Raw genomic sequence first — 25574 nt, 5'->3', positions numbered from 1 at the left:
TGGAATCAGGCTTTACGATTCTGTAATGCGATAAAGAGGATCAGCACCGCGCCCCACAGCGCCATCGTCAGATAGCTACTGACCCCCAGCAAGTTAAGGCCGCTTTCCAGCATTTGCAGCACAATGAGCGCCAGCACCAGGCCGATAATACGCCCGAAGCCGCCATCCGGGTTGATGCCACCCAGCACCGAGGCGAGGATGGTGACCAGCAGATAGGATTCGCCGTATCCGGCTTTTGCCGAGTTAAATTTCGCCATCATCAGGATGGCGGCTACCCAGCCGAGCAGGGCCGAAATGACGTACACGGAGATCTGTACCCGTACCGTATTCACGCCGCTGTAGCGGGTTGCCTGTTCGTTGGACCCGACGAGATACAGGCTGCGCCCAAGTGTGGTGTGTTCCAGCAATACCCACAGCAGGATGGCCACGAGGAAAAAGAGCAGTAGCGCCACGGGGATACCGGCAATCGTGCCGTTACCCAGGTATTGAATAGCGGTCGGGAAGCCGGAAATGACCGTGCCGTTAGAGAGCAGAATATTCAGCCCGGAGATAAGTGTCATGGTGCCGAGCGTGGCGAGAATAGGCGACACGCCAACCCAGGCGATCAGCGCGCCGTTCAGCGTGCCAATGGCTACCGCCACGGCGGCACCCGCCAATAGGGCGATGACCAGGAACAGCGGGTTATCAGGATGGGCGACGATGATTGCCGCCATCACCAGCGAGCAGGCGTTAGCCCCGGCAATAATGGACAGGTTAATGCCGCCGGTCAGCATGGTCATGCCCATCCCCAGCGCCAGCATGCCGAGGATCGGTAGCTGTGAGCTGATGGACTGGAAGTTAGCCACGCTGAAAAAACGGCTGCCAAGCAGGGCCGAGAAGACCAGCGCGACGACCACAATAATGATGCATTGCAGACGAATGATGGCATCACCGGGTAAAAATCTGGCGATTGTTTTCATCTCAAAGCTCCCTTGCCAGTTTACGTTTTTCGTTCCAGGCCGTGGCGCTAATGCTGACCAGGATAATGGCGCCGCTGAACACGGTGTGCCAGTAAGAGGAGACGCTCAGCAGCGTCAGGCCGTTTTGTAAGAAGGCCAGCAGGACAACGCCGAGCAGCGTTCCGGTCAGGGTACCGCGTCCACCGCTCATGCTGGTTCCCCCGAGCACGACCGCCGCCAGTACCGTCAACTCAAAACCGAGCAGGGAGTTGGGCGCGACGGATTGGGTGATTTGCGCCTGCACCACGGCGGCAACGCCTGCCAGAATCCCCATGTAGCCGTACACGTAGAAATGCAGCTTCAGCAAATTCAGACCCAGGCGCGACGCCGCGTCGCGGTTGCCGCCCATGGCGTAAACCTGGCGACCGAGGCGGGTATAGTTCATCAGTACGGCAGTCACAATAATCACCGCCGCCAGACACAGCAGGGGCAGGGTCAGTCCGTAGTCGTAGCCGTCCGCTGCGGTGAACGAGAACCAGTTGATGCCGTTCATGAACCAGTCCGGGAAGCCATACAGCCAGGTACCTTTAGTGGCGTACACCAGCAGACCGTAGTAGACGTTCAGCGTGGCGATGGTAATGATGATCGCCGGTACGCGCAGCCAGTAGACCAGAAAGCCGTTAATAAGCCCGAGCAGCAGTCCGACGGCAATGGCAATAACCAGCGCCAGCGCAAAGTTGCCGCCGTGGCCGATCACCCAACTGGCCATCGCGTACTGGGCAATGGCGGTCATCGCCGGGAATGAAATGTCGATCCCGCCGGAAATCAGCACCACAAACAGGCCGCAGGCCAGAATGCCGAGAATAGCGTAGCTGGTGGCGACGTCGGTCAGGTTCCCCAGCGACAGGAACTCGTCGGTACTGACGCTCAGCCCGACGGCGAGTGCGACCACCAGCAGGCCCAGCCAGAATTCATGTTGCCCGAGCAAACGGGAGAAACGCAGACTATTCATTGATGACCTCGACCACTTCAGCAATCTCCTCTTCACGACACTGATGAGGATTAAATTCCGCCACCAGTTTGCCGCGACGCATCACCAGCACGCGGTGGCTGTTGTAATAAGCTTCCGGGATCTCATCGCAGATCATGAGCACCGCCATTCCCTGCTCGGCCAGATCGCGGGCAATCTGGTAAATGCCCTCTTTGTTGGCAATGTCGACGCCAACGGTGGGGGAGTCGAGGATCAGGATACGCGGATGGGTCGCCACCCATTTGGCAATGGCGATACGCTGGGCGTTGCCGCCGGAGAGCGTTTTGACCGGCAGGTGCGGATCGGACACTTTTATGTTCAGCTCGCGGATCAAATCAGCGACCAGCTTTTGTGCTTTACCATGATCGAGCAGGCCGCTACCGGTATGCAGTTGATCGAATACCGTAACAATGGTGTTGTCGTAGATCGACTGTTCCATGATCAGCCCCTGGGTCAGGCGATCTTCTGAGACGTAGCCGATCCCGTGTTTGATTGCATCGTGGTTATTACGCAGCCGCACCGGCTGACCGTTAATGCGCATTTCACCGCTTTCGGGGTGAGTCATGCCAAACAGGCTCAGGCACAGCTCGGTGCGCCCGGCACCCAGCAGGCCGACAATCGAGACAATCTCACCACCGTGCAGTGACAAATTAATATTCTGGTATTTTCCGCGACGGCTCAGGTTGCGCAGTTCCAGCAACGGTTCGTGGGAGTCGAATGACTTCTCCGGCAGCGGGCTGTAATGGAAGCGTTGCCCGGTCATCAGGAAGGCCAGTTCGTGGCTGTCCAGTTCGCTGGCAGGATACGTGCCGACCAGTTTCCCGTCGCGCATCACGCTGATCCGGTCAGCCACCTCCATCACTTCATCAAGACGATGGCTGACAAATACCACGCAAATGCCGGCGGCTTTCAGTTCGTTAACCACCCGCAGCAGGCCGTTGACTTCCTGACGGGTTAACGAGGCGGTGGGTTCATCCATGATGACCAGCCGTGCGTCGGCGGCAATCGCCCGGCAAATCGCCACCAGTTGGCGGTCGGCGATGGAGAGTTTCTCGACCTTTTTGTCCGGATCGAGGGTTACACCAATGCGCTTCATGGCTGCCAGCGCTTGTTGTTTCATGGCGCCGCGACGTACCCATATATCACCGCCGGGCAGGTAGCGGTTAACCGCAATATTTTCCGCGACGCTAAAATTGGGGAATAGCGACAGATCCTGATAGATGACCTGGATGCCATAGTGAGAGGAAAGTTGCGGCGTCAGGTGATGGAACAGCTTGCCATCAAGTAAAATCTGCGCGCCTTTTTCAGGGTGATAGACCCCGGAGATCACTTTAATGATGGTGCTCTTGCCACAGCCGTTTTGGCCCGCCAGACAGTGAACTTCGCCTTTTTTCAGCGTCAGATTCACGTTATCCAGCGCCAGCACGCCCGGGAATTGTTTGCTGATATTCTCAAGAGTGATAAATGCGGTGGTGTCTGCCATGGACAATACCCCTGCGAGCGTCCTGACGGACGCTGAGTGTGAGTGTGGTGGATAGCGCCGACCAGGCGGTCGGCGTTAAGGTTCCCTGGTGTTGGCTAAAGCCTTAGAAACCGAGTGATTGCGCGTTGTCTTTGGTGACTTCGAGGATCTTGTTAAAGCGGATCACTTTCTTCTCCATGTCGATATCGGCTTTCCCTAAACCATCGATACTCAGATCGGTATTGACCTCTTTGCCTTGCAGCAGTTGGTCAGCAACCGTCACCAGTGCGTAGCCCGCATCTTTCGGGTCCCACAACAGTGCTTTTTTGATATCTCCACGCATCAGGTAAGGTGCGGCCTGGGCTGGCATGGCGATACCGACGACGGCAATTTTATCCTTGGCGCGTTTTTTCTGTACGGCCTGGCCTGCCCCAATTGGACCCAGTGAACCGAAGCCGATAATCCCTTTCATTTGCGGATAGGTTTTCATCAGATCCAGCGTCGTGGAGTAGGATTTATCAATACTTTCCGCTACCGGCAGACGCGAGGTCACTTCGAACATCTCCGGGTATTTTTCTTTCTGATACTTAATCGCATAGTCGGCCCATGCGTTATGCAACGGCACGGTCAGCGAACCGACATAGATGGCATAACCCCCTTTGCCGCCCATACTTTTCGCCAGCTCATCAACGTTGGCCTGCGCATATTTTTCACTGTCGATGGTTTCGATATCCCACTGGCCGATTTGCTCGTCCGGGGATTCGTGCGTCAGGACCACAATGCCTTTCTCGCGCGCTTTTTTCAGTACCGGCTCAAGGACCTTGGCATCGTTTGGCACTACGATTATCGCATTCACGTTTTTGGCGATCAGATCTTCAATCACTTTCACTTGCTGAGCCGGGTCTGGCGTAGACGGACCGGTCTGGTAAGCGTTCACATCCAGTTTTTTTGCTGCTTCGTTAACGCCGGTCTCCATACGGTTAAACCAGGGAATACCAGTGACTTTGGCAACCACAGCAATTTCATATTTTTCCGCCGCAAAGGACGTGCCGGACAACATGCATGCAGAAACCAGGGTTGCACTGAGTAATGCGAGTTTGAATTTCATAGTTGTACCTTTAGTAGGGGGCAGGGCATGTCACGGCGTGAGGTTAACAACGAAGGGAAGAGGGAATGAATCATAAATCCTGTGAATGTGATCTATGCCCATTTTTGTAAAATGCAGGATCTATTTGAGTTAATTTTTAGTTAAATGTGAAGGGTTTCGCGTGTGTGAAGTCAAATTTATTGTTATCAAACAATTAAAATGAAACTAAATATTAACATTTTGTTATCATTTGCATTAAGGGGATGCGGTAAATCCTCTTTTTTTCCGTTGCCAACGATGAACAAATTTTCGAAATTGAGAACTGAATCGATACCGGAAAAGGGGCCCAATATTTTATCGTTCAATGCTATCCTCAGCGTATTCTCGCCAACGACGTCCTTTTGATGGCGGGCTGGATTTATTGTGGAGAAATCATGCCGCGTGTTAAACGCATCATTGTCACGTTGTTTCTGGTCGTCCTGTCTTTTGGCACGGGCGCGCATCCTCACAGTTTTATTCATCTGAAAACCGAACTGGTGAGTGAAAATAACCAGTTTGTGGCGTTGAAAATGCGCTGGACGATGGATGAAATCACCTCCGCTGACCTGCTGTACGATGCGGGCAATGCCAAACCGGGGGATGAGATCTGGAAAAAACTGGCGGCGGAAGTGATGGCCAATGTCCTCGGACAGCACTATTTCACCGAAGTGTGGCACAACGGGCAAAAGGTAAAATTTAAAAACCGCCCGACGGAATATGGCATGGAGCGCGAGGAACACCAGGCAGTGCTGACGTTTGTTCTGCCACTGGCCCAGCCGCAACCGCTTGCCGGACAGACTTATAGTATTTCCACGTTTGATCCCACCTACTACGTGGATATGAGCTATGACAAAGACAGCGATGCCATGCTAGCGCCGGGTTTTAGCAAGCAATGTCGGATTCGCGTGCATACACCAACCCCCAATGAACAAACGTTGAGCTTTGCGCAGTCGCTGGATAAAGAAGACGCGCCGCCGGAGGATATGGATTTGGGTAAACAATTCGCGCAGACGGTGACGGTAGAATGTCAGTAATTTATCAACATCGCGTAGCCAGACGCCGCTGGCTCACCTTGTGGCCACTGGCGCTCTTTTTACTGCTGGCGACCGGCGGCGTGCTGTGGCTCTGGCAGGCCTGGTCGCAAGTGATGGTGCAAAGTATTGTCTGGCAGCGGGACGTTAACCAGCAGATGAGCGGCTTGCTGAAAGCGGTGGCCGCCAATCCCACCCGTGCGGGCGGATCGCTGCTGCTGTTTAGCTTTATTTATGGGGTATTGCACGCGCTGGGGCCTGGGCACGGGAAAATTGTCATCACCACCTGGCTGGCGACGCATCCTTCGAAGCTGAAGTCGAGCATCGGGCTGACGCTGGCCTCGTCCTTATTACAGGGGCTGGTGGCGATAGGTCTGGTTGTTGTGGTGCTGACGGTACTGCAACTGCCCGCCCGGCAACTGCATATGAGCAGTTTATGGCTGGAGAAGGGCAGCTATGCGCTGGTTGGCGTTTTAGGTGTTTTATTGTGCGTCCGTGCGTTGAAGAAATTGCGCCAGCTGTTGCATCGCCCGACATTTACCGCGTTCACACCGCATCATGTGCATGATGAACGCTGTGGTTGCGGGCATCAGCATGTGCCCAACCCGGAACAGCTGCAAAGCGGCGATGACTGGCGCGCCCGGCTGATGATTATTCTCTCGATGGGAATGCGCCCTTGTTCTGGCGCCATAATGGTGCTGTTGTTTAGTAAAGTGGTGGGCGTCTTTGGCTGGGGCATGGCGTCGGCGCTGGCGATGGCAGCGGGAACCTCTCTGACCATTACTTCTCTGGCATTACTGGTACACAGTTTTCGGACGATGGCGCTGAAACTCAGCGGCAATAAAGCGCCGGTATTGTGGCGACAGATGGCCTGGACCACGCTGGCATTGGCCGGTGGTGCGATTTTAGTGGTTGCTGCGGTGGTGATGTGGGTGAGTGCGGTGCCGGTGGGAAGGGGATTACGACCGTTTTAGGTTAGTAAGCGGTATGAGTATGAAATGTAGGCCGGACAAGACGCGTCAGCGTCGCATCCGGCACCACAACAGATTAACGCTTCAGCGCGTCGCTCAGTTCGTCACGCATGTTCGCCAGCATGGCTTTCACTACGCGCGGGTTACCTGCAACGATGTTGCCGGTTGACATGTAGTTATGACCGCCGGTGAAGTCGCATACCAGTGCGCCTGCTTCACGTGCAATCAGTTCACCTGCGGCAAAATCCCACGGCTTCAGGCCGATTTCGAAGTAACCATCAACGCGTGCGGCGGCAACATAGGCCAGATCCAGCGCAGCAGAACCGGTGCGGCGGAAGTCAGCGCATTCGGTGTACATTTTGCCGAGGATCTTCATATAAGAAGGGGCGTGCTGTTTGGCTTTGAACGGGAACCCGGTGGCGATGATGGTGCCATCCAGATCGCGAGCGGTGCTGCCACGCAGACGGTAGCCGTTCAGCTGTGCGCCCTGACCGCGCGTTGCGGTGAACAGTTCGTTACGCATTGGATCGTAAACAACGGCGACTTCAGTACGGCCTTTAATGCGTACTGCGATGGATACCGCGAAGTGCGGCAGACGTTTAACGAAGTTGGTGGTGCCATCCAGTGGATCGATAACCCATTGAACATCCAGATCTTCACCAACATGTTCACCGCTTTCTTCGGTGATGATGGTGTGCTGAGGGTAAGATTTGCGGATTGTTTCGATAATAATCGCTTCTGCGGCTTTATCGACGTTAGTCACGAAATCATTGCTGCCTTTCTGGCTGGTTTCTACAGAGTCTGGTGTTTCGTAGTGTTTGGCAATTACATTACCCGCCTTGCGCGCTGCGCGCACGGCGATGGTCAGCATCGGATGCATCGGTCTCTCTCACTGGATGTTAAAGAACGGGAAAACGGCGCAGAGTATAGCAGTGAGTTCGGTATATGTCTTCGTTTTATGATAATATGGCCGAATAATCTTTAGCCGAAGAAAGACAATGTTGCAAAATATTCGAATTGTGCTGGTAGAGACCTCTCACACCGGCAACATGGGCTCTGTTGCCCGCGCCATGAAAACCATGGGTTTAACCAATCTGTGGCTGGTGAATCCGCTGGTAAAACCGGACTCCCAGGCCATCGCCCTGGCGGCTGGTGCCAGCGACGTGATCGGTAATGCGCAAATCGTCGACACCCTCGATGAAGCGCTGGCTGGCTGTAGTCTGGTGGTTGGAACCAGTGCGCGGTCCCGTACTTTGCCGTGGCCGATGCTCGACCCGCGCGAATGCGGTTTAAAAAGCGTAGCCGAAGCGGCGAATACCCCGGTCGCGCTGGTGTTTGGTCGTGAACGCGTAGGTTTGACCAACGACGAACTGCAAAAATGCCATTACCACGTCGCGATTGCCGCTAACCCGGAATACAGCTCGCTGAATCTGGCGATGGCGGTACAGGTCATTTCTTATGAAGTGCGTATGGCCTGGCTGGCAACGCAGGAAAGCGGTAAAACGACAGAATACGAAGAAACCGAGTATCCGCTGGTCGATGATTTAGAGCGTTTTTACGGCCATCTGGAGCAGACGCTACTGTCGACGGGCTTTATCCGCGAGAACCATCCGGGGCAGGTGATGAACAAACTGCGTCGTCTGTTCACGCGTGCGCGTCCTGAGAGCCAGGAGCTGAATATTCTGCGCGGAATGCTTGCTTCTATAGAGCAGCAGAATAAAGGAAAGTAGGCCGGATAAGCGAAGCGCCATCCGGCAAATGAAAACGGCACTGAAGGTTAAATACCTGACTAATTTAGTCAAGTAAATAGTTGACTGATTTAGTCGGGAATGTCAGACTTGCCCCTGCTATGCAATACCCCCATTTTACAATAAAAAACCCCGGGCAGGGGCGAGTTTGAGGCTAAGTAAGACATGAGACTGACATCAAAAGGGCGTTATGCCGTGACCGCAATGTTGGACGTTGCGCTCAACTCCGAAACGGGCCCGGTACCGTTGGCTGATATTTCTGAACGTCAGGGCATCTCCCTGTCGTACCTGGAGCAGCTGTTTTCCCGTTTGCGTAAAAACGGTCTGGTTTCAAGCGTACGTGGACCAGGCGGCGGGTATCTGCTGGGTAAAGATGCAGGCAGCATCGCAGTAGGTGAAGTCATTAGCGCTGTTGACGAGTCGGTAGATGCCACTCGTTGTCAGGGCAAAGGTGGTTGTCAGGGCGGCGATAAGTGCCTGACCCACGCGCTGTGGCGCGATTTGAGCGACCGTCTGACGGGTTTCCTCAACAACATTACGTTGGGTGAACTGGTGAATAACCAGGAAGTCCTGGATGTGTCTGGTCGCCAGCACACGCATGACGCTCCACGCAGCACCCGCACGCAAGACGCGATCGACGTTAAGTTACGCGCATAATAAAAGTATTTTAGAATCAGGCCGGGGTGTTGGACACCCCGTTGACTCGGTCGTACATCCAGCCGGTTGCCTGATTCCTTGCATTGAAGCGATGTACGGAGTTTATAGAGCAATGAAATTACCGATCTATCTCGACTACTCCGCAACCACGCCGGTGGACCCGCGTGTTGCCGAGAAAATGATGCAGTGTCTGACCCTGGACGGAAACTTTGGTAATCCAGCGTCCCGTTCTCACCGTTTTGGCTGGCATGCTGAAGAGGCGGTCGATATCGCCCGTAATCAGATTGCTGACCTGGTGGGTGCCGATCCGCGTGAAATCGTCTTTACTTCCGGCGCGACCGAATCCGACAACCTGGCGATTAAAGGTGCGGCCAACTTTTATCAGAAAAAAGGCAAGCACATCATCACCAGCAAAACGGAACACAAAGCCGTGCTGGACACCTGTCGTCAGCTGGAGCGCGAAGGGTTTGAAGTGACCTACCTCGCCCCGCAGCGTAACGGCATTATTGACCTGCAAGAACTCGAAGCGGCGATGCGTGATGACACCATTCTCGTTTCTATCATGCACGTGAACAACGAAATCGGCGTGGTACAGGATATCGCGGCAATCGGCGAAATGTGCCGTGCGCGCGGCATCATCTATCACGTGGATGCGACCCAGAGCGTGGGCAAACTGCCTATCGATCTGAGTCAACTGAAAGTTGACCTGATGTCCTTCTCCGGTCACAAAATTTACGGTCCGAAAGGTATCGGCGCACTGTACGTTCGTCGTAAACCGCGTATCCGCATCGAAGCACAGATGCACGGCGGCGGTCACGAGCGCGGCATGCGTTCCGGTACGCTGCCAGTCCACCAGATCGTCGGTATGGGTGAAGCTTACCGTATCGCGAAAGAAGAGATGGAAACTGAGATGGCGCGCCTGCGCGGTCTGCGTAACCGTCTGTGGAACGGCGTAAAAGATATGGAAGAGGTGTACCTGAATGGTGACCTCGAGCACGGCGCACCGAACATTCTCAACGTCAGCTTCAACTTTGTTGAAGGCGAATCGCTGATTATGGCGCTGAAAGATCTGGCTGTTTCTTCCGGTTCTGCCTGTACGTCTGCAAGCCTGGAACCTTCCTACGTGCTGCGTGCACTGGGTATGACTGACGAGCTGGCACACAGCTCAATCCGTTTCTCTTTAGGTCGTTTCACTACCGAAGAAGAGATTGACTACACCATCAATCTGGTTCGCAACTCCATCGGCCGTCTGCGCGATCTTTCTCCTCTGTGGGAAATGTTCAAACAGGGCGTGGATCTGAACAGCATTGAATGGTCACATCATTAATCGGTATACCCGTCATACTTCAAGTTGCAGATGCGTTGGCCGCGCTCGCTCACCCCAGTCACGTACTTATGTACGCTCCTGGGGATTTGCTCCCTTGCCGCCTTCCTGCAACTCGAATTATTTAGGGTACACATAAGGAGAATTCAACATGGCTTACAGCGAAAAAGTAATCGATCATTACGAGAATCCACGTAACGTGGGCTCTTTCGACAACAGCGACGAGAACGTGGGCAGCGGCATGGTGGGTGCACCGGCCTGTGGCGACGTGATGAAGTTGCAGATCAAAGTCAACAATGACGGTATCATTGAAGACGCGCGTTTCAAAACTTACGGCTGCGGTTCCGCCATTGCCTCCAGTTCTCTGGTCACCGAATGGGTAAAAGGGAAATCGCTGGACGAAGCACAGGCAATTAAAAACACCGATATCGCAGACGAGCTTGAACTGCCACCAGTGAAGATTCACTGTTCTATTCTGGCTGAAGACGCGATTAAAGCCGCGATTGCGGATTACAAAAGCAAACGTGAAGCAAAATAATTAAGAGTTGAGGTTTTATTATGTCGATTACCTTAAGCGACAGTGCAGCAGCGCGCGTAAATACCTTCCTGGCAAACCGTGGTAAAGGGTTTGGCCTGCGTCTGGGCGTGAGAACCTCCGGCTGCTCAGGTATGGCCTATGTACTGGAATTTGTTGACGAGCCGGCGGCTGAAGATACCGTGTTTGAAGACAAAGGCGTAAAAGTCGTGATCGACGGTAAAAGCCTGCAATTTCTGGACGGTACGCAGTTAGACTTCGTCAAAGAAGGTCTGAACGAAGGGTTTAAGTTCACTAACCCTAACGTGAAAGACGAGTGTGGGTGCGGCGAAAGCTTCCACGTGTAACGCGCTTACCGATAACCCCACACGTATGATTTTACGTGTGGGGTTTGTTCTAACAGGCTACCCCTGAGATAGTTATGGATTACTTCACTCTCTTCGGATTACCCGCTCAATATCCTATTGATCTCCAGGCTTTGACGATCCGTTTTCAGGATCTCCAACGTCAGTATCATCCTGATAAATTCGCCAGCGGCTCCCAGGCGGAACAACTTGCTGCCGTTTCGCAGTCCGCCACGATCAACCAGGCCTGGCAAACGCTGCGTCATCCCTTGATGCGCGCTGAATACTTACTGTCTTTACACGGCTTTGATATCAGAAACGAGCAGCACACGGTGCGCGATACCGCGTTCCTGATGGAGCAACTCGAGCTTCGTGAAGAGCTGGACGAGATTGAACAGGCTAAAGACAGTGAACGTCTGGATGCGTTGATGAAACGCATCAACGAGATGTACCAGGTTCGCCATCAGTTGATGGTCGAACAGCTGGACAGCGAAGCGTGGGACGTGGCGGCTGAGACCGTGCGTAAACTGCGTTTTCTCGATAAACTGCGAAGCAGTGCAGAACAACTCGAAGAAAAACTGCTCGATTTTTAATTTCCGGAAGCGAAAATGGCCTTATTACAAATTAGTGAGCCTGGTCTGAGTGCCGCACCGCACCAGCGTCGTCTGGCGGTAGGCATTGACTTAGGCACCACCAACTCTCTGGTCGCGACCGTACGCAGCGGCCAGGCCGAAACGCTGGCTGACCACGAGGGCCGCCACCTGTTGCCGTCAGTGGTTCACTATCAGCAGCAGGGCTACGTTGTCGGCTACGATGCCCGTGCCAACGCGGCGCAGGACACTGCAAACACCGTCAGTTCGGTAAAACGTATGATGGGGCGCTCGCTGGCGGATATCCAGTCGCGTTACCCGCATCTGCCGTATACCTTCCAGGCAAGCGAAAACGGCCTGCCGATGATTGAAACCGCCGCAGGTTTGCTTAATCCGGTACGGGTTTCCGCTGATATTCTGAAAGCGCTGGCCGCACGGGCGACCGAAGCGCTGTCCGGTGAACTGGACGGCGTGGTGATCACCGTTCCCGCCTATTTTGACGATGCACAGCGTCAGGGTACCAAAGACGCCGCGCGTCTGGCGGGCCTGCACGTGCTGCGCCTGCTGAACGAACCGACCGCTGCGGCTATCGCCTATGGCCTCGATTCAGGTCAGGAAGGCGTGATTGCGGTCTATGACCTTGGCGGCGGTACGTTTGATATTTCTATTCTGCGCCTGAGCCGCGGTGTGTTTGAAGTGCTGGCGACGGGCGGCGATTCCGCGCTTGGTGGTGATGATTTCGACCATCTGCTGGCTGATTATATTCGCGAGCAGGCGGGCGTGGCCGATCGCAGCGATAACCGCGTACAGCGCGAGCTGCTCGATGCGGCGATAGCCGCCAAAATTGCGCTCAGCGATGCTGAATCCGTCACGGTTAACGTGGCTGGATGGCAGGGCGAAGTTACCCGCGAAACCTTTAACGAACTGATTTCCGCCCTGGTTAAGCGCACGCTGCTGGCCTGCCGTCGTGCACTGAAAGATGCCGGCGTTGAGGCTCAGGAAGTTCTGGAAGTGGTGATGGTCGGTGGTTCAACGCGCGTACCGCTGGTGCGTGAGCGTGTCGGTGAATTTTTTGGCCGCACGCCGCTGACCTCCATCGACCCGGATAAAGTGGTCGCTATTGGCGCGGCAATCCAGGCGGATATTCTGGTTGGCAATAAACCGGACAGCGAAATGCTGCTGCTGGACGTCATCCCGCTGTCCCTGGGGCTGGAAACCATGGGCGGTCTGGTGGAAAAAGTCATCCCGCGTAACACCACCATTCCGGTGGCCCGCGCGCAGGACTTCACCACCTTCAAAGATGGCCAGACCGCGATGTCCATCCACGTGATGCAGGGGGAGCGTGAACTGGTGCAGGATTGCCGTTCTCTGGCGCGTTTTGCACTGCGCGGCATTCCGGCGCTACCGGCGGGTGGGGCGCATATTCGCGTGACCTTCCAGGTTGATGCCGATGGACTGCTGAGCGTCACGGCCATGGAGAAATCTACCGGGGTGGAATCCTCTATCCAGGTCAAACCGTCCTACGGTCTGACGGACAACGAAATCGCCTCCATGATTCAGGATTCGATGAGCTTTGCCGAGCAGGATGTAAAAGCCCGCATGCTGGCAGAGCAGAAAGTTGAAGCTGCACGCGTACTGGAGAGTTTATCCGGTGCGTTGAACGCTGATGCCGCGCTGTTAAGCGCCGCAGAACGTCAGGCCATCGACGCCGCCGCCGCGCATTTGAGCGAGGTTGCACAGGGTGACGATGTTGACGCTATCGAACAAGCCATTAAAAACGTAGACAAACAAACCCAGGAATTCGCCGCTCGCCGCATGGACAAGTCCGTCCGTAGCGCGCTGAAAGGCCATTCCGTGGACGAGGTTTAATATGCCAAAGATTGTTATTTTGCCTCATCAGGATCTCTGTCCCGATGGCGCAGTTCTGGAAGCTGAGACCGGTGAGACCATTCTCGACGTTGCCCTGCGTAACGGCATCGAGATTGAACATGCCTGTGAAAAATCCTGTGCCTGCACTACCTGCCACTGCATCGTGCGTGAAGGCTTCGACTCCCTGCCGGAAAGCACGGAAGAAGAAGATGACATGCTGGACAAAGCCTGGGGACTGGAGCCGGAGAGCCGTTTAAGCTGTCAGGCCCGTGTCACCGAAGACGATTTAGTGGTCGAAATCCCACGTTACACAATCAATCATGCGCGTGAGCATTAACAGAGGGTAGTATGGGACTGAAGTGGACCGATAGCCGCGAAATCGGTGAGGCGTTGTACGACGCGTTCCCCGATCTCGATCCCAAGACCGTTCGTTTCACCGATCTGCACCAATGGATCTGTGACCTGGAAGAGTTCGATGATGATCCACAGGCATCGAATGAAAAAATCCTTGAGGCCATTTTGCTGGTCTGGCTGGACGAAGCCGAATAAGTCAACGGGCTGCCCACGGGTGGCCCGTTTTCCTGTATGCGCGAAAATAAGGATAAATAAAATGACAGAAGCCATGAAAATTACGCTTTCCACGCAACCTGCCGATGCCCGCTGGGGCGAAAAGGCAACATACAGTATCAATAATGACGGTATTACCCTGCACCTGAACGGAAAAGATGATCTGGGCCTTATCCAGCGCGCCGCGCGTAAAATTGACGGCCTGGGGATTAAACACGTTCAACTGGACGGTGAAGGCTGGGATACCGAGCGCAGCTGGGCATTCTGGCAGGGCTATAAAGGGCCGAAAGGCAGCCGCAAAGTTGAGTGGGCTGCTTTGGACGAGGCACAGCGCAAAGAGCTGGATAACCGTCTGAAAATTATCGACTGGGTGCGTGACACCATCAATGCCCCGGCGGAAGAACTCGGCCCGGAACAGCTGGCGCAGCGCGCGGTTGATCTGCTGTGCAGCGTGGCGTGCGATAACGTCTCTTACCGCATCACCAAAGGTGAAGATCTGCGCGAGCAGAATTACATGGGTTTGCACACGGTAGGCCGTGGATCTGAACGTCCACCGGTACTGCTGGCGCTGGATTATAACCCAACCGGTGATAAAGAAGCCCCGGTTTACGCCTGCCTGGTCGGCAAAGGCATCACCTTTGACTCGGGTGGTTACAGCATCAAACAAAGCGCGTTTATGGACTCGATGAAGTCCGATATGGGCGGCGCGGCTACGGTAACGGGCGCGCTGGCGTTCGCCATCACGCGTGGTCTGAACAAACGCGTGAAGCTGTACCTGTGCTGTGCGGATAACCTGATCAGCGGCAATGCCTTCAAGCTCGGCGATATTATTCACTATCGCAACGGCAAAAATGTTGAAGTGATGAACACCGATGCCGAAGGGCGTCTGGTACTGGCAGATGGCCTGATTGACGCCAGCGCGCAGAAACCAGAGCTGATTATTGATGCCGCCACGCTGACGGGTGCAGCGAAAACCGCACTAGGTAATGATTACCACGCGCTGTTTAGCTTTGATGACCAACTGGCGGCCCGTCTGATGGCAAGCGCGGCGCAAGAGAACGAACCGTTCTGGCGTCTGCCGTTGGCGGAATTCCACCGTAGTCAGCTGCCGTCTAACTTTGCCGAGCTGAACAATACCGGTAGCGCGGCCTATCCTGCGGGCGCAAGCACCGCGGCGGGCTTCCTGTCGCATTTCGTGGAAAACTATCAGCAAGGCTGGCTGCATATCGACTGCTCTGCAACCTATCGCAAGGCACCGGTTGAGCAGTGGTCCGCGGGCGCGACCGGTCTGGGTGTGCGCACCATCGCGAATCTGCTGACTGCATAATTTATGACTGTATTGCCGGATGGCGCTACGCTTATCCGGCCTACATGTATTCATCCAATTTGTGATACTTATGTCCGAAATAAAAAATGAATTAGAAACGTTGCTGGAAAAAGCAGCGACGGAGCCTGCGCATCGTCCGGCCTTTTTCCGCACGTTGCTGGAATCCACCGTCTGGGTTCCGGGTACCGCTGCAGAAGGCGAGGCGGTGGTTGAAGACAGCGCGCTGGATCTGCAGCACTGGGAAAAAGAAGACGGCACTACCGTGATCCCGTTCTTTACCTCCCTTGAAGCCCTGCAGCAGGCGGTTGAAGATGAACAGGCGTTTGTCGTCATGCCGGTGCGCACGCTGTTTGAAATGACGCTGGGTGCAACCCTGTTTCTCAACGCTAAACTGCCGACCGGCAAAGAGTTTATGCCGCGTGAAATCAGCTTACTGATCGGCGAAGAAGGCAATCCGCTTAGTACCCAGGAAGTGCTGGAAGGCGGCGAGTCGCTGATCCTCTCCGAGGTTGCGGAACCTCCGGCGCAGATGGTCGACTCGCTCACGACGCTGTTTAAAACCATTAAACCAGTGAAACGGGCGTTTATTTGCTCAATTAAAGATAGCCCGGATGCCCAGCCCAATCTGCTGATTGGCATTGAAGCCGATGGCGATATTGAGGAGATTATTCATGCCACGGGCAGCGTAGCGACCGATACGTTACCGGGTGATGAGCCGATTGATATCTGTCAGGTGGTAAAAGGTGAGAAAGGGGTCAGCCACTTTATTACCGAACACATCGCGCCGTTCTACGAACGCCGCTGGGGCGGTTTCCTGCGCGATTTTAAACAGAATCGGATTATCTAAAAAACCTTGCCGGATGGCGACGCATACGTCTTATCCGGCCTACAATATGCACTGTTTTGTAGGCCGGATAAGCGAAGCGCCATCCGGCATTTCCAGTTTTATAAAACTGGTTCTACCGGTAAATCATTGCGTGCACCCCATTCGCTCCACGCCCCGTCATACAGGGCCACGTTAGCGACACCCAGCGTGGCAAGCGCCAGCACCACTACGGCAGCGGTAACGCCGGAGCCGCAGCTGGCGATGATCGGTCTGTCAAAACTCACGCCGTGGCTAAAGAAGATGGCGTCCAGCTCATCGGTGGTTTTTAACTCGCCGTCGCGAACCAGTTCAGTCCACGGTACGTTCAGCGCGCCGGGAACATGGCCGCGCTTCAGGCCTGGACGCGGTTCGTCAACTTCCGCATTGAAACGGGCGGCTGGTCGAGCATCGACAATCTGCGCGGTTTTTTCATGGCTGGCCAGCAGGACATCGGTCACTCGCACCACGGCTTCCGGCGTAAACGCTGCGTCAAACTCACCTTCCGGCAAATCAACGCTCCCTTCCTGCAGCGGGAATGCATCATGCTGCCAGCTTGCGAAACCACCCGCCAGAATGGAGACATTTTCCACACCGAATGTGCGCAGCATCCACCAGGCGCGCGGGGCAGAAAACAGGTTGCCGTCATCGTAGATAACCAGGTGTTTATCCTGATGTACACCCAGCTCGCGCATAGCAACAGCGAACGCCTCCGGACGTGGCATCATATGCGGTAACGCTGAGGTATGGTCGGAGAGCGCTTCGATATCAAAAAAGACCGCGCCAGGGATATGGCCAGCGCGATACTCCTCGCCAACATCACGATCTTCCTGTCCTGGAGGCGCCATCCGGGCATCAAGAATTTGTATTTCCGGATCGTCAATGTGTTCGACAAGCCAGTCGGCAGCGACAAAGAAGGCGGTGGTCATAGGCATCTCCATTTTTACCAGGTTTCGGCAAATTGTCGGCTGTTTACCGTCAGGGGACAAGTAAAAGAGGCTGATTTGTCAGGGTGGATCGACATTATTCACGAAAATTCAGATAACGCAGATTAGTTACAGACTTCCACATCCTGAAATCTGACGCATAATAGGGGTTCTACGTAGCTAACGGGCCGCTCAGGCCAGGGATGAAAAATGAAACATTTACGCGTAGCGGCCTGTATGCTGATGCTGGCACTTGTCGGGTGCGATAATAATAACGAAAAATCACCGACGGCTGCGAAACCGGATGCACCTGCGTCACAGACTGCGCCCGCAAAAGACAAGGCCCAGTTAGAAAAGCTGACGCAGCAAAGCCAGGGCAAGTCACTGACGCTGCTGGATGCCTCCGAAGTCCAACTCGACGGTGCGGCAACGCTCGTGTTGACCTTCTCCATTCCCCTCGATCCTGAGCAAGATTTTTCTCGCGTACTGCATGTTGTCGATAAAAAAAGCGGTAAAGTGGACGGGGCCTGGGAATTGGCGCCCAACCTGAAAGAGCTACGCTTACGTCATCTGGAGCCCAACCGCGAACTGGTGGTGACTATCGAGCGCGATTTACTGGCGCTGAATAAGGCGACGTTTGGCATTGAATATGAAAAAAACATCACCACGCGCGATGTCCAGCCGAGCGTCGGATTTGCCAGTCGTGGTTCGCTATTGCCAGGTAAAGTGATCGAAGGCCTGCCGGTGATGGCGCTCAACGTCAATAGCGTGGATGTGAACTTCTTTCGCGTGAAGCCGGAATCGCTTGGCGCGTTTATCAGCCAGTGGGAATACCGCAACTCACTGTCTAACTGGGAATCCGACAATCTGCTGAAGATGGCGGAGCTGGTTTATACCGGGCGTTTTGATCTTAATCCTGCGCGCAATACCCGTGAGAAACTGCTGCTGCCGCTGGGCGACATCAAGCCGCTGCAGCAGGCTGGGGTGTACGTTGCGGTGATGAACCAGGCCGGGCAATACAATTACAGCAACGCTGCCACGCTATTTACGCTCAGCGATATTGGCGTATCCGCGCACCGTTACCATAATCAGCTGGATGTCTTTACCCAGAGCCTGGAAAACGGCGCTGCGCAGCAGGGTATAGATGTTACCTTGCTCAATGAGAAAGGGCAGACGCTGGCGCAGGCGACCAGCGATGCGCAGGGACACGTGAAGCTCGAGACGGATAAAGACGCCGCCATATTGCTGGCGCGTAAAGACGGGCAAACCACACTGCTGGATCTGAAATTACCGGCGCTGGATCTGGCTGAATTTGATATCGCGGGGGCACCGGGATACAGCAAACAGTTCTTTATGTTCGGCCCGCGCGATCTCTATCGCCCAGGAGAAACGGTTATCCTCAACGGACTGCTGCGCGACAGCGACGGCAAAACGTTGCCCGATCAGCCAGTGAAGCTGGAAGTCGTCAAGCCCGACGGGCAGGTTTTACGCACGGTGGTCAGCCAGCCTGAGAACGGTCTGTACCGCCTGAGCTGGCCGCTGGACAGCAGTGCGCCAACCGGTATGTGGCATATTCGCGCCAACACCGGCGATAACCGCTCACGGATGTGGGATTTCCACGTTGAAGATTTTATGCCCGAGCGGATGGCGCTTAACCTCACCGCCAATAAAATGCCGATTGCACCGGCTGACGATGTGAGGTTTTCTGTGGTGGGTTACTACCTGTACGGTGCGCCTGCGAATGGTAATGCCCTGCAAGGTCAGCTGTTCCTGCGACCACAGCGTGAAGCGGTGCCTGCATTACCGGGATTCCAGTTCGGTAATATTGCCGAAGAGAACCTCTCCCGCAGTCTCGATGAAGTACAGCTGACGCTGGATGAAAACGGTCGTGGTGAAGTCACAACCAGCAGTCAGTGGCAGGAAGCGCATTCACCGTTGCAGGTGATTTTGCAGGCCAGTTTGCTGGAGTCGGGTGGCCGTCCGGTGACCCGACGGGTAGAACAGGCTATCTGGCCTGCGGATACCCTGCCGGGTATTCGCCCGCAGTTTGCTGCGAAAGCCGTTTATGATTACCGCACCGATACCACGGTGAATCAGCCCATCGTTGATGAAGACAGCAACGCCGCGTTTGATATTGTCTATGCCGATGCACAAGGCGAGAAAAAAGCGGTTTCCGGCTTGCAGGTTCGTTTGATTCGCGAACGTCGGGATTACTACTGGAACTGGTCTGAAGGTGAAGGCTGGCAGTCGCAGTTCGATCAAAAGGATCTGGTCGAAGGTGAGCAATCGCTGGATCTTACCGCTGATGAAACCGGTAAGGTTAGTTTTCCTGTGGAGTGGGGCGCTTACCGTCTGGAAGTGAAAGCACCCAACGATACGGTGAGCAGCGTGCGCTTCTGGGCCGGATACAGCTGGCAGGATAACAGCGACGGCAGCGGGGCGGTGCGCCCGGATCGTGTCACTCTGAAGCTGGATAAACCCAATTATCGTCCTGGCGACACCATGAAGTTGCACATTGCCGCGCCTGCTGCCGGTAAAGGCTATGCGATGGTGGAATCCAGTGAAGGCCCGCTGTGGTGGCAAGAGATCGATGTCCCTGCAAATGGTCTGGATCTCTCTATTCCGGTCGACAAAACCTGGAGCCGCCATGACCTGTATCTTAGCGCGCTGGTGATCCGCCCTGGCGACAAATCCCGATCGGCTACGCCAAAACGCGCGGTCGGATTACTGCATTTGCCGCTGGGCGATGAAAATCGTCGCCTGGATGTGACGCTGGAAAATCCGGCTAAAATGCGCCCGAATCAACCGTTGACCGTTAACGTGAAAGCCAGTGTCAAAAATGGTGACGTGCCTAAACAGGTTAACGTCCTGGTCTCCGCTGTAGACAGCGGGGTGTTGAATATCACCGATTACGCTACCCCGGATCCGTGGCAGGCCTTTTTCGGTCAGAAGCGCTATGGCGCGGATATTTATGATATTTACGGCCAGGTAATTGAAGGGCAAGGGCGTCTGGCGGCGCTGCGTTTCGGTGGCGATGGTGATGAGCTAAAACGCGGCGGCAAACCGCCGGTTAATCACGTCAATATCGTGGCGCAACAGGCGCTGCCGGTCACGCTCAACGAGCAGGGTGAAGGCTCGGTGACGTTACCAATTGGCGATTTTAACGGTGAACTGCGGGTGATGGCGCAGGCCTGGACCGCAGATGACTTTGGCAGCAGCGAAAGCAAAGTGATCGTCGCTGCACCGGTGATCGCGGAACTGAATATGCCACGCTTTATGGCCGGCGGTGATACCTCGCGCCTGACGCTGGACGTCACCAACCTGACGGATAGGCCGCAGACGCTGAATATTCAGCTTACCGCCAGCGGCTTAGTGTCACTGATGGGCCAAAACCCTGCCCCGGTGGATCTGGCACCTGGCGTGCGTACCACGTTGTTTATTCCGGTACGGGCACTGGAGGGATTCGGCGAGGGTGAGATTCAGGCCGTTATCAGTGGTCTGACGCTGCCAGGTGAAATGCTCCCCGTTCAACATAAACAGTGGAAGATTGGCGTGCGTCCGGCGTTCCCGGCGCAAACTCTCAATAGCGGCGTGGCGCTGCAAGCCGGTGAAACCTGGCAGTTACCGGACGGGGAACTGACCAACTTCTCCCCGGCAACGGTGCAGGGGCAACTGCTGTTCAGCGGCAAGCCGCCGCTGAATCTGGCGCGCTATGTTCGCGAATTGAAAGCCTATCCTTACGGCTGCCTGGAGCAGACGGCCAGCGGATTGTTCCCGTCGTTGTATACCAACGCCGCGCAGTTGAAGGCGTTGGGTATAGCGGGTGACAGCGATGAAAAACGCCGTGCGGCGGTCGAGATCGGTATTTCCCGGTTACTGCAAATGCAGCGTGACGACGGGGGATTTGCGCTGTGGGATAAGAACGGGCCGGAAGAGTACTGGTTGAGTGCTTATGTCATGGACTTCCTCGTCCGGGCAAATGAACAGGGCTACAGCGTCCCGGCTGAGGTGATTAACCGGGGCAATGCGCGTCTGCTGCGTTATTTGCAGGATCCGGGCATGATGTCGATTCGCTACACCGACGACACCGCAGCCAGCCGGTTTGCCGTACAGGCCTATGCTGCGTTGGTCCTGGCTCGTCAACAGAAAGCGCCGCTGGGCGCACTGCGTGAGATCTGGGAACGTCGAGCTCAGGCTGCCTCTGGCCTGCCGCTGCTGCATTTGGGCATTGCGCTGAAAAACATGGGCGATGCGAATCGCAGTGAACAGGCGCTGACGTTGGCACTCAATACGCCGCGCCGAGATACGCAGCAGTGGATGGCGGATTACGGCAGTCAGCTACGCGACAACGCGCTGATGCTGGCCTTGCTGGAAGAGAATAAACTGAAACCCGACGTGCAAAATACTTTGCTGAATACGCTGTCGGAGCAAGCTTTCGGTCAGCGCTGGCTCTCCACGCAGGAGAATAATGCGCTGTTCCTTGCTGCCCGTACGCTGCAGGATCTGCCGGGCACGTGGCAGGCGCAGACCTCTCTCTCTGAACAACTGCTGGCGGGTGATAAATCGCAAACCCGAAATCTGGATGCGGAACAGTTAGCGACGCTGGCGGTGACCAACACGGGTAATCTGCCGCTGTGGCTGCGTCTGGACGTCAGCGGCTATCCGCAAAGCTCACCGCAGCCTGCCAGCAATGTACTGCTCATTGAACGTCAGGTGCTGGGCACCGATGGGCAGAGTAAATCGCTCTCGTCTCTGCGCAGCGGCGAGCTGGTGCTGGTCTGGTTGACGGTTAGAGCCAGCCAGAATGTTCCGGATGCGCTGGTGGTCGATCTTCTGCCTGCTGGTCTGGAACTGGAAAACCAGAATCTGGCCAACGGTAGCGCCAGCCTGCAGGATAGCGGCAGCGAAGTGGCGAATTTGCTTAATCAAATGCAGCAAGCGGATATCCAGCACGTTGAATTCCGCGACGATCGCTTTGTCGCGGCGGTGGCAGTCAACGAAGGGCAACCGGTCACGCTGGTGTATCTGGCGCGCGCGGTCACACCCGGGACGTATCAGGTACCTGTACCCCAGGTGGAATCGATGTATGTTCCTCAGTGGCGTGCCACCGGCACGGCTGAGGGCCCGCTGATTGTCAGACCGTAAATGATGCATCGGTGGGTTAAACGCAGCGGCTGGCTGGTCGCCGCTGCGTTGCTGACAGGGGCAGCAGTGTGGACGGCAGATAAAATCTGGCCATTGCCGTTGCATGAGGTTAATCCTGCGCGAGTGGTGGTGGCTCAGGACGGGACGCCGCTGTGGCGCTTTGCCGACGCGGACGGTATCTGGCGTTATCCGGTCACGCTTGAAGAGGTCTCGCCCCGTTATCTTGAGGCGCTCATTAACTACGAAGATCGCTGGTTCTGGAAACATCCCGGCGTCAATCCGTTTTCTGTGCTTCGCGCCGCCTGGCAGGATCTCACCTCCGGGCGCGTGGTCTCCGGTGGCAGTACGCTCACCATGCAGGTGGCGAGGCTGCTCGACCCACATCCGCGCACTTTTGGCGGGAAGTTTCGCCAACTCTGGCGTGCATTCCAATTGGAATGGCATCTCTCCAAGCGCGATATCCTGACGCTGTATCTTAACCGCGCACCGTTTGGTGGGACGCTGCAAGGCGTTGGTGCCGCAAGCTGGGCGTATCTGGGTAAATCACCGGCACAACTCAGCTACTCCGATGCCGCGTTGCTGGCTGTACTGCCGCAGGCGCCGAGCCGTCTGCGTCCGGACCGTTGGCCGGATCGGGCGCAAGCCGCGCGCAATAAAGTGCTCGATCGCATGGCGACGCAGGGCGTCTGGTCGGCAAAACAGGCGCAGGAATCACGCGAAGAGCCGGTCTGGCTGGCACCGAGGCAGATGCCGCAATTGGCGCCGTTATTCTCACGCATGATGCTGAACAAAAGCAGCAGCAACAAAATTGTCACCACGCTGGATGCCGGGCTGCAACGTCAACTGGAGGAGCTGGCGCAAAACTGGAAGGGGCGGCTTCCGGCGCGCAGTTCGCTGGCGATGATTGTCGTTGATCATACCGATATGCGCGTGCGTGGCTGGGTGGGTTCGGTGGATATGAATGATGACACCCGCTTTGGGCATGTGGATATGGTGAGCGCGATCCGCTCGCCGGGATCGGTGCTGAAGCCCTTTGTCTATGGTCTGGCGCTGGAGGATGGCTTAGTTCATCCGGCCTCGTTGTTACAGGACGTGCCGCGGCGTACCGGAGATTATCGTCCGGGGAATTTTGACAGTGGTTTTCATGGCCCGGTAAGCATGAGCGAGGCGCTGGTGCGCTCGCTGAATCTGCCGGCAGTCCAGGTACTGGAAGCCTACGGCCCGAAGCGTTTTGCCGCCAGGCTGCGTAATGTGGGTCTACCGTTGTATTTACCGGCAGGGGCTGCGCCAAATCTGTCACTGATCCTTGGCGGTGCGGGGGCCAGGCTTGAAGATATGGCGGCAGCGTACAGCGCCTTTGCCCGCCAGGGGAAAGCGGGAAAACTTCGTCTGCAGCCGGACGATCCGCTGCTGGAGCGCCCGCTGATGTCGGCTGGTGCGGCGTGGATTATCCGCAGGATTATGGCGGACGACGCGCAGCCTCTGCCGGATAACGCCCTGAGTCGCGTGGTGCCGCTGGCGTGGAAAACGGGCACCAGCTACGGCTATCGCGATGCGTGGGCGATTGGCGTTAACTCACGTTACGTGATTGGCATCTGGACCGGCAGACCCGACGGCACACCGGTGGTGGGGCAGTTTGGTTTTGCCAGCGCGGTGCCTTTGCTGAATCAGGTCAACAACCTGTTGCAGGCGCGTGGGACCAACCAGCCTGAGGACCCGCGCCCAGAGTCAGTCAGCCGGGGCGTGGTGTGCTGGCCGGGTGGGCAATTTTTGCCCAACGGGGACGGTAACTGTCGCCGCCGTTTAGCCACCTGGCTACTGGACGGTAGTCAGCCGCCTACGCTGTTATTACCCGAGCAGGAAGGGGTTAACGGTATTCGTTTTCCCGTCTGGTTAGATGAGGCAGGAAAACGCGTGGCGCCAGACTGCCCACAGGCGCGAGAACAGACGTTAATTGTCTGGCCGTTGCCGCTGGAGCCCTGGCTGCCGCCATCCGAGCGGCGAGCCGCACGGCTACCGCCGGTTTCCGCAACCTGTCCACCGTTAGGGCTGGACGCTTTCCTACCGCTGCAGTTGACAGGCGTTCGTGATGGCGCGATTGTGAAACGCCTACCCGGTTCACCGGCTGTCTCCGTACCGGTGCAAACCAGCGGTGGAACGGGTGAACGCTGGTGGTTTCTTAACGGTGAACGACTGGAAGAACGTGGGCGGAGTCTGACCCTGCGCTTAACGGTGGCAGGAGAGTATCAGTTGTTGGTTATGGATGATGGCGGGCAGGTTGCCACGGTGAGATTTGCTTTGCAGTAGACCAGTTTGATGCTATTTGTTGCTAAAATTCATCTTATTTTAAAGAAATGTTACCTTCATCAATAGTCAATTGCCGGGATGCTCTTTATAATCCGCGCCAGGTCGTACATCTATATAGACAACAACAGAACACATTACAGAGGTAATCATGACTATTGAACGTACTTTTTCCATCATCAAACCAAACGCGGTGGCAAAAAACGTTATTGGGAGCATCTTTGCGCGCTTTGAAGCTGCAGGGTTCAAAATTGTCGGTACTAAAATGCTGCACCTGACCGTTGAGCAGGCGCGTGGCTTCTATGCTGAGCACGACGGCAAACCGTTCTTTGATGGCCTGGTTGAATTCATGACCTCCGGTCCGATCGTGGTTTCCGTACTGGAAAGCGAAAATGCCGTACAGCGTCACCGCGATCTGCTGGGCGCAACCAACCCGGCGAATGCGCTGGCAGGTACGCTGCGTGCAGATTACGCTGACAGCTTCACCGAGAACGGCACCCACGGTTCCGACTCCGTCGAATCTGCGGCGCGTGAAATCGCCTATTTCTTTGGGGAAGGCGAGGTTTGCCCGCGCACCCGCTAATCTCCTGCGTCTTTCACCTCGCAGATGCGTTGGCAGCGTTCGTTTACCCCGGTCACATAGTTTTCTATGCTCCCGGGGATGCTCGAACTTGCCGCCTTCCTGCGACGCGAAATCCTTTGGAGAGGAATTCGCGATTTTCATATTATTTTCGCTAATGCTTCGTGCAAACGTGGCATCCCTGCGCCAGACTTTGTACAATGCAACGCCCCGGAAGAGCAGACCGCTTGCCGGGGCG

Annotated in this window: 22 protein-coding genes; 16 read left to right on the top strand and 6 right to left on the bottom strand. The window is 55.6% G+C overall.

Annotated elements, in window-relative coordinates; genetic code table 11:
• Positions 1–5: 5 nt before the first annotated feature.
• The 4 genes from QNN86_RS03690 to QNN86_RS03675 all read right to left on the bottom strand — a co-directional run bounded on the left by QNN86_RS03690 (position 6) and on the right by QNN86_RS03675 (position 4538).
• Positions 6–959 (bottom strand): ABC transporter permease, encoded by a 954-nt coding sequence (locus QNN86_RS03690; RefSeq protein WP_096756157.1) that lies wholly within the window; start codon positions 957–959, stop codon positions 6–8.
• Position 960: 1 nt separating this feature from the next.
• Positions 961–1950, bottom strand: coding sequence for an ABC transporter permease (locus QNN86_RS03685; RefSeq protein ID WP_182269355.1), 990 nt, complete (start codon positions 1948–1950; stop codon positions 961–963).
• Positions 1943–3451, bottom strand: a complete 1509-nt coding sequence (locus QNN86_RS03680; RefSeq protein ID WP_182269356.1) for a sugar ABC transporter ATP-binding protein — start codon at positions 3449–3451, stop codon at positions 1943–1945. The genes QNN86_RS03685 and QNN86_RS03680 overlap by 8 nt, the downstream gene beginning before the upstream one ends.
• Before the next feature lie 103 nt (positions 3452–3554).
• Positions 3555–4538 carry an autoinducer 2 ABC transporter substrate-binding protein gene (locus QNN86_RS03675; RefSeq protein WP_096756160.1) on the bottom strand — a complete coding sequence of 328 codons (984 nt, stop codon included), beginning with the start codon at positions 4536–4538 and terminating at the stop codon, positions 3555–3557.
• Positions 4539–4951: 413 nt separating this feature from the next.
• Between QNN86_RS03675 and QNN86_RS03670 the strand changes: the two genes are divergently transcribed.
• Complete coding sequence (locus QNN86_RS03670; protein WP_414210640.1) at positions 4952–5590, top strand: DUF1007 family protein; 639 nt, start codon at positions 4952–4954, stop codon at positions 5588–5590.
• On the top strand, positions 5581–6561 hold the full coding sequence (locus tag QNN86_RS03665; protein ID WP_414210639.1) for a nickel/cobalt transporter: 981 nt from the start codon (positions 5581–5583) through the stop codon (positions 6559–6561). The genes QNN86_RS03670 and QNN86_RS03665 overlap by 10 nt, the downstream gene beginning before the upstream one ends.
• 73 nt (positions 6562–6634) lie before the next feature.
• Here QNN86_RS03665 and suhB read toward each other — a convergent pair whose 3' ends face one another.
• Entirely contained in the window at positions 6635–7438 is an 804-nt protein-coding gene (suhB, locus tag QNN86_RS03660) for an inositol-1-monophosphatase (protein WP_414210638.1), read from the bottom strand.
• 118 nt (positions 7439–7556) lie between these two features.
• Between suhB and trmJ the strand changes: the two genes are divergently transcribed.
• The 11 genes from trmJ to sseB all read left to right on the top strand — a co-directional run bounded on the left by trmJ (position 7557) and on the right by sseB (position 16366).
• A complete protein-coding gene (gene trmJ, locus QNN86_RS03655; RefSeq protein WP_096756164.1) occupies positions 7557–8288 on the top strand; it encodes a tRNA (cytosine(32)/uridine(32)-2'-O)-methyltransferase TrmJ in 732 nt (243 codons plus the stop codon).
• A gap of 183 nt (positions 8289–8471) precedes the next feature.
• Positions 8472–8963, top strand: a complete 492-nt coding sequence (gene iscR, locus QNN86_RS03650; RefSeq protein WP_005120405.1) for a Fe-S cluster assembly transcriptional regulator IscR — start codon at positions 8472–8474, stop codon at positions 8961–8963.
• A gap of 112 nt (positions 8964–9075) precedes the next feature.
• Entirely contained in the window at positions 9076–10290 is a 1215-nt protein-coding gene (gene iscS, locus QNN86_RS03645; protein WP_279277835.1) for a cysteine desulfurase, read from the top strand.
• 148 nt (positions 10291–10438) lie between these two features.
• Complete coding sequence (iscU, locus tag QNN86_RS03640; protein WP_132726084.1) at positions 10439–10825, top strand: Fe-S cluster assembly scaffold IscU; 387 nt, start codon at positions 10439–10441, stop codon at positions 10823–10825.
• A gap of 20 nt (positions 10826–10845) precedes the next feature.
• Complete coding sequence (gene iscA / locus QNN86_RS03635) at positions 10846–11169, top strand: iron-sulfur cluster assembly protein IscA (RefSeq protein ID WP_003835203.1); 324 nt, start codon at positions 10846–10848, stop codon at positions 11167–11169.
• Positions 11170–11243: 74 nt separating this feature from the next.
• Positions 11244–11759: a co-chaperone HscB gene (gene hscB, locus QNN86_RS03630; RefSeq protein WP_279277836.1), complete on the top strand. Its 516-nt coding sequence runs from the start codon at positions 11244–11246 to the stop codon at positions 11757–11759.
• A 15-nt stretch (positions 11760–11774) separates the two neighbouring features.
• On the top strand, positions 11775–13625 hold the full coding sequence (hscA, locus tag QNN86_RS03625; RefSeq protein WP_414210637.1) for a Fe-S protein assembly chaperone HscA: 1851 nt from the start codon (positions 11775–11777) through the stop codon (positions 13623–13625).
• 1 nt (position 13626) lies between these two features.
• On the top strand, positions 13627–13962 hold the full coding sequence (fdx, locus tag QNN86_RS03620) for an ISC system 2Fe-2S type ferredoxin (RefSeq protein ID WP_003037690.1): 336 nt from the start codon (positions 13627–13629) through the stop codon (positions 13960–13962).
• A gap of 11 nt (positions 13963–13973) precedes the next feature.
• The gene (gene iscX, locus QNN86_RS03615) at positions 13974–14174 is read left to right on the top strand and encodes a Fe-S cluster assembly protein IscX (protein ID WP_003037694.1); all 201 of its coding nucleotides are present in this window, start codon (positions 13974–13976) and stop codon (positions 14172–14174) included.
• Positions 14175–14235: 61 nt separating this feature from the next.
• Complete coding sequence (gene pepB, locus QNN86_RS03610; protein ID WP_181617595.1) at positions 14236–15519, top strand: aminopeptidase PepB; 1284 nt, start codon at positions 14236–14238, stop codon at positions 15517–15519.
• A gap of 70 nt (positions 15520–15589) precedes the next feature.
• Positions 15590–16366 carry an enhanced serine sensitivity protein SseB gene (sseB, locus tag QNN86_RS03605; protein WP_279277838.1) on the top strand — a complete coding sequence of 259 codons (777 nt, stop codon included), beginning with the start codon at positions 15590–15592 and terminating at the stop codon, positions 16364–16366.
• A gap of 98 nt (positions 16367–16464) precedes the next feature.
• Here the strand turns inward: sseB and sseA are convergent, their stop codons facing one another.
• Positions 16465–17310: a 3-mercaptopyruvate sulfurtransferase gene (sseA, locus tag QNN86_RS03600; protein WP_181617593.1), complete on the bottom strand. Its 846-nt coding sequence runs from the start codon at positions 17308–17310 to the stop codon at positions 16465–16467.
• Between the two features lie 207 nt (positions 17311–17517).
• On the opposite strand from sseA, the gene QNN86_RS03595 reads away from it, so the two are divergent.
• From QNN86_RS03595 to ndk, 3 genes are all read left to right on the top strand, one after another.
• Positions 17518–22452, top strand: a complete 4935-nt coding sequence (locus QNN86_RS03595; protein WP_414210636.1) for an alpha-2-macroglobulin family protein — start codon at positions 17518–17520, stop codon at positions 22450–22452.
• Positions 22453–24759 (top strand): peptidoglycan glycosyltransferase PbpC, encoded by a 2307-nt coding sequence (pbpC, locus tag QNN86_RS03590; RefSeq protein WP_414210635.1) that lies wholly within the window; start codon positions 22453–22455, stop codon positions 24757–24759. It abuts the gene before it with no gap.
• Positions 24760–24907: 148 nt separating this feature from the next.
• On the top strand, positions 24908–25339 hold the full coding sequence (gene ndk, locus QNN86_RS03585; protein WP_181617591.1) for a nucleoside-diphosphate kinase: 432 nt from the start codon (positions 24908–24910) through the stop codon (positions 25337–25339).
• The last annotated feature ends 235 nt before the right edge of the window (positions 25340–25574 follow it).

The organism is Citrobacter sp. C348, assembly GCF_047467975.1.
Lineage (GTDB): Bacteria > Pseudomonadota > Gammaproteobacteria > Enterobacterales > Enterobacteriaceae > Citrobacter > Citrobacter gillenii.
This window is presented reverse-complemented; position numbering and strand designations above follow the sequence as displayed.

Coding starts and splice junctions, on each gene's coding strand:
- QNN86_RS03690 (WP_096756157.1), bottom strand. CDS start 959: ATGAAAACAATCGCCAGATTTTTACCCGGTGATGCCATCATTCGTCTG.
- QNN86_RS03685 (WP_182269355.1), bottom strand. CDS start 1,950: ATGAATAGTCTGCGTTTCTCCCGTTTGCTCGGGCAACATGAATTCTGG.
- QNN86_RS03680 (WP_182269356.1), bottom strand. CDS start 3,451: ATGGCAGACACCACCGCATTTATCACTCTTGAGAATATCAGCAAACAA.
- QNN86_RS03675 (WP_096756160.1), bottom strand. CDS start 4,538: ATGAAATTCAAACTCGCATTACTCAGTGCAACCCTGGTTTCTGCATGC.
- QNN86_RS03670 (WP_414210640.1), top strand. CDS start 4,952: ATGCCGCGTGTTAAACGCATCATTGTCACGTTGTTTCTGGTCGTCCTG.
- QNN86_RS03665 (WP_414210639.1), top strand. CDS start 5,581: ATGTCAGTAATTTATCAACATCGCGTAGCCAGACGCCGCTGGCTCACC.
- suhB (WP_414210638.1), bottom strand. CDS start 7,438: ATGCATCCGATGCTGACCATCGCCGTGCGCGCAGCGCGCAAGGCGGGT.
- trmJ (WP_096756164.1), top strand. CDS start 7,557: ATGTTGCAAAATATTCGAATTGTGCTGGTAGAGACCTCTCACACCGGC.
- iscR (WP_005120405.1), top strand. CDS start 8,472: ATGAGACTGACATCAAAAGGGCGTTATGCCGTGACCGCAATGTTGGAC.
- iscS (WP_279277835.1), top strand. CDS start 9,076: ATGAAATTACCGATCTATCTCGACTACTCCGCAACCACGCCGGTGGAC.
- iscU (WP_132726084.1), top strand. CDS start 10,439: ATGGCTTACAGCGAAAAAGTAATCGATCATTACGAGAATCCACGTAAC.
- iscA (WP_003835203.1), top strand. CDS start 10,846: ATGTCGATTACCTTAAGCGACAGTGCAGCAGCGCGCGTAAATACCTTC.
- hscB (WP_279277836.1), top strand. CDS start 11,244: ATGGATTACTTCACTCTCTTCGGATTACCCGCTCAATATCCTATTGAT.
- hscA (WP_414210637.1), top strand. CDS start 11,775: ATGGCCTTATTACAAATTAGTGAGCCTGGTCTGAGTGCCGCACCGCAC.
- fdx (WP_003037690.1), top strand. CDS start 13,627: ATGCCAAAGATTGTTATTTTGCCTCATCAGGATCTCTGTCCCGATGGC.
- iscX (WP_003037694.1), top strand. CDS start 13,974: ATGGGACTGAAGTGGACCGATAGCCGCGAAATCGGTGAGGCGTTGTAC.
- pepB (WP_181617595.1), top strand. CDS start 14,236: ATGACAGAAGCCATGAAAATTACGCTTTCCACGCAACCTGCCGATGCC.
- sseB (WP_279277838.1), top strand. CDS start 15,590: ATGTCCGAAATAAAAAATGAATTAGAAACGTTGCTGGAAAAAGCAGCG.
- sseA (WP_181617593.1), bottom strand. CDS start 17,310: ATGACCACCGCCTTCTTTGTCGCTGCCGACTGGCTTGTCGAACACATT.
- QNN86_RS03595 (WP_414210636.1), top strand. CDS start 17,518: ATGAAACATTTACGCGTAGCGGCCTGTATGCTGATGCTGGCACTTGTC.
- pbpC (WP_414210635.1), top strand. CDS start 22,453: ATGATGCATCGGTGGGTTAAACGCAGCGGCTGGCTGGTCGCCGCTGCG.
- ndk (WP_181617591.1), top strand. CDS start 24,908: ATGACTATTGAACGTACTTTTTCCATCATCAAACCAAACGCGGTGGCA.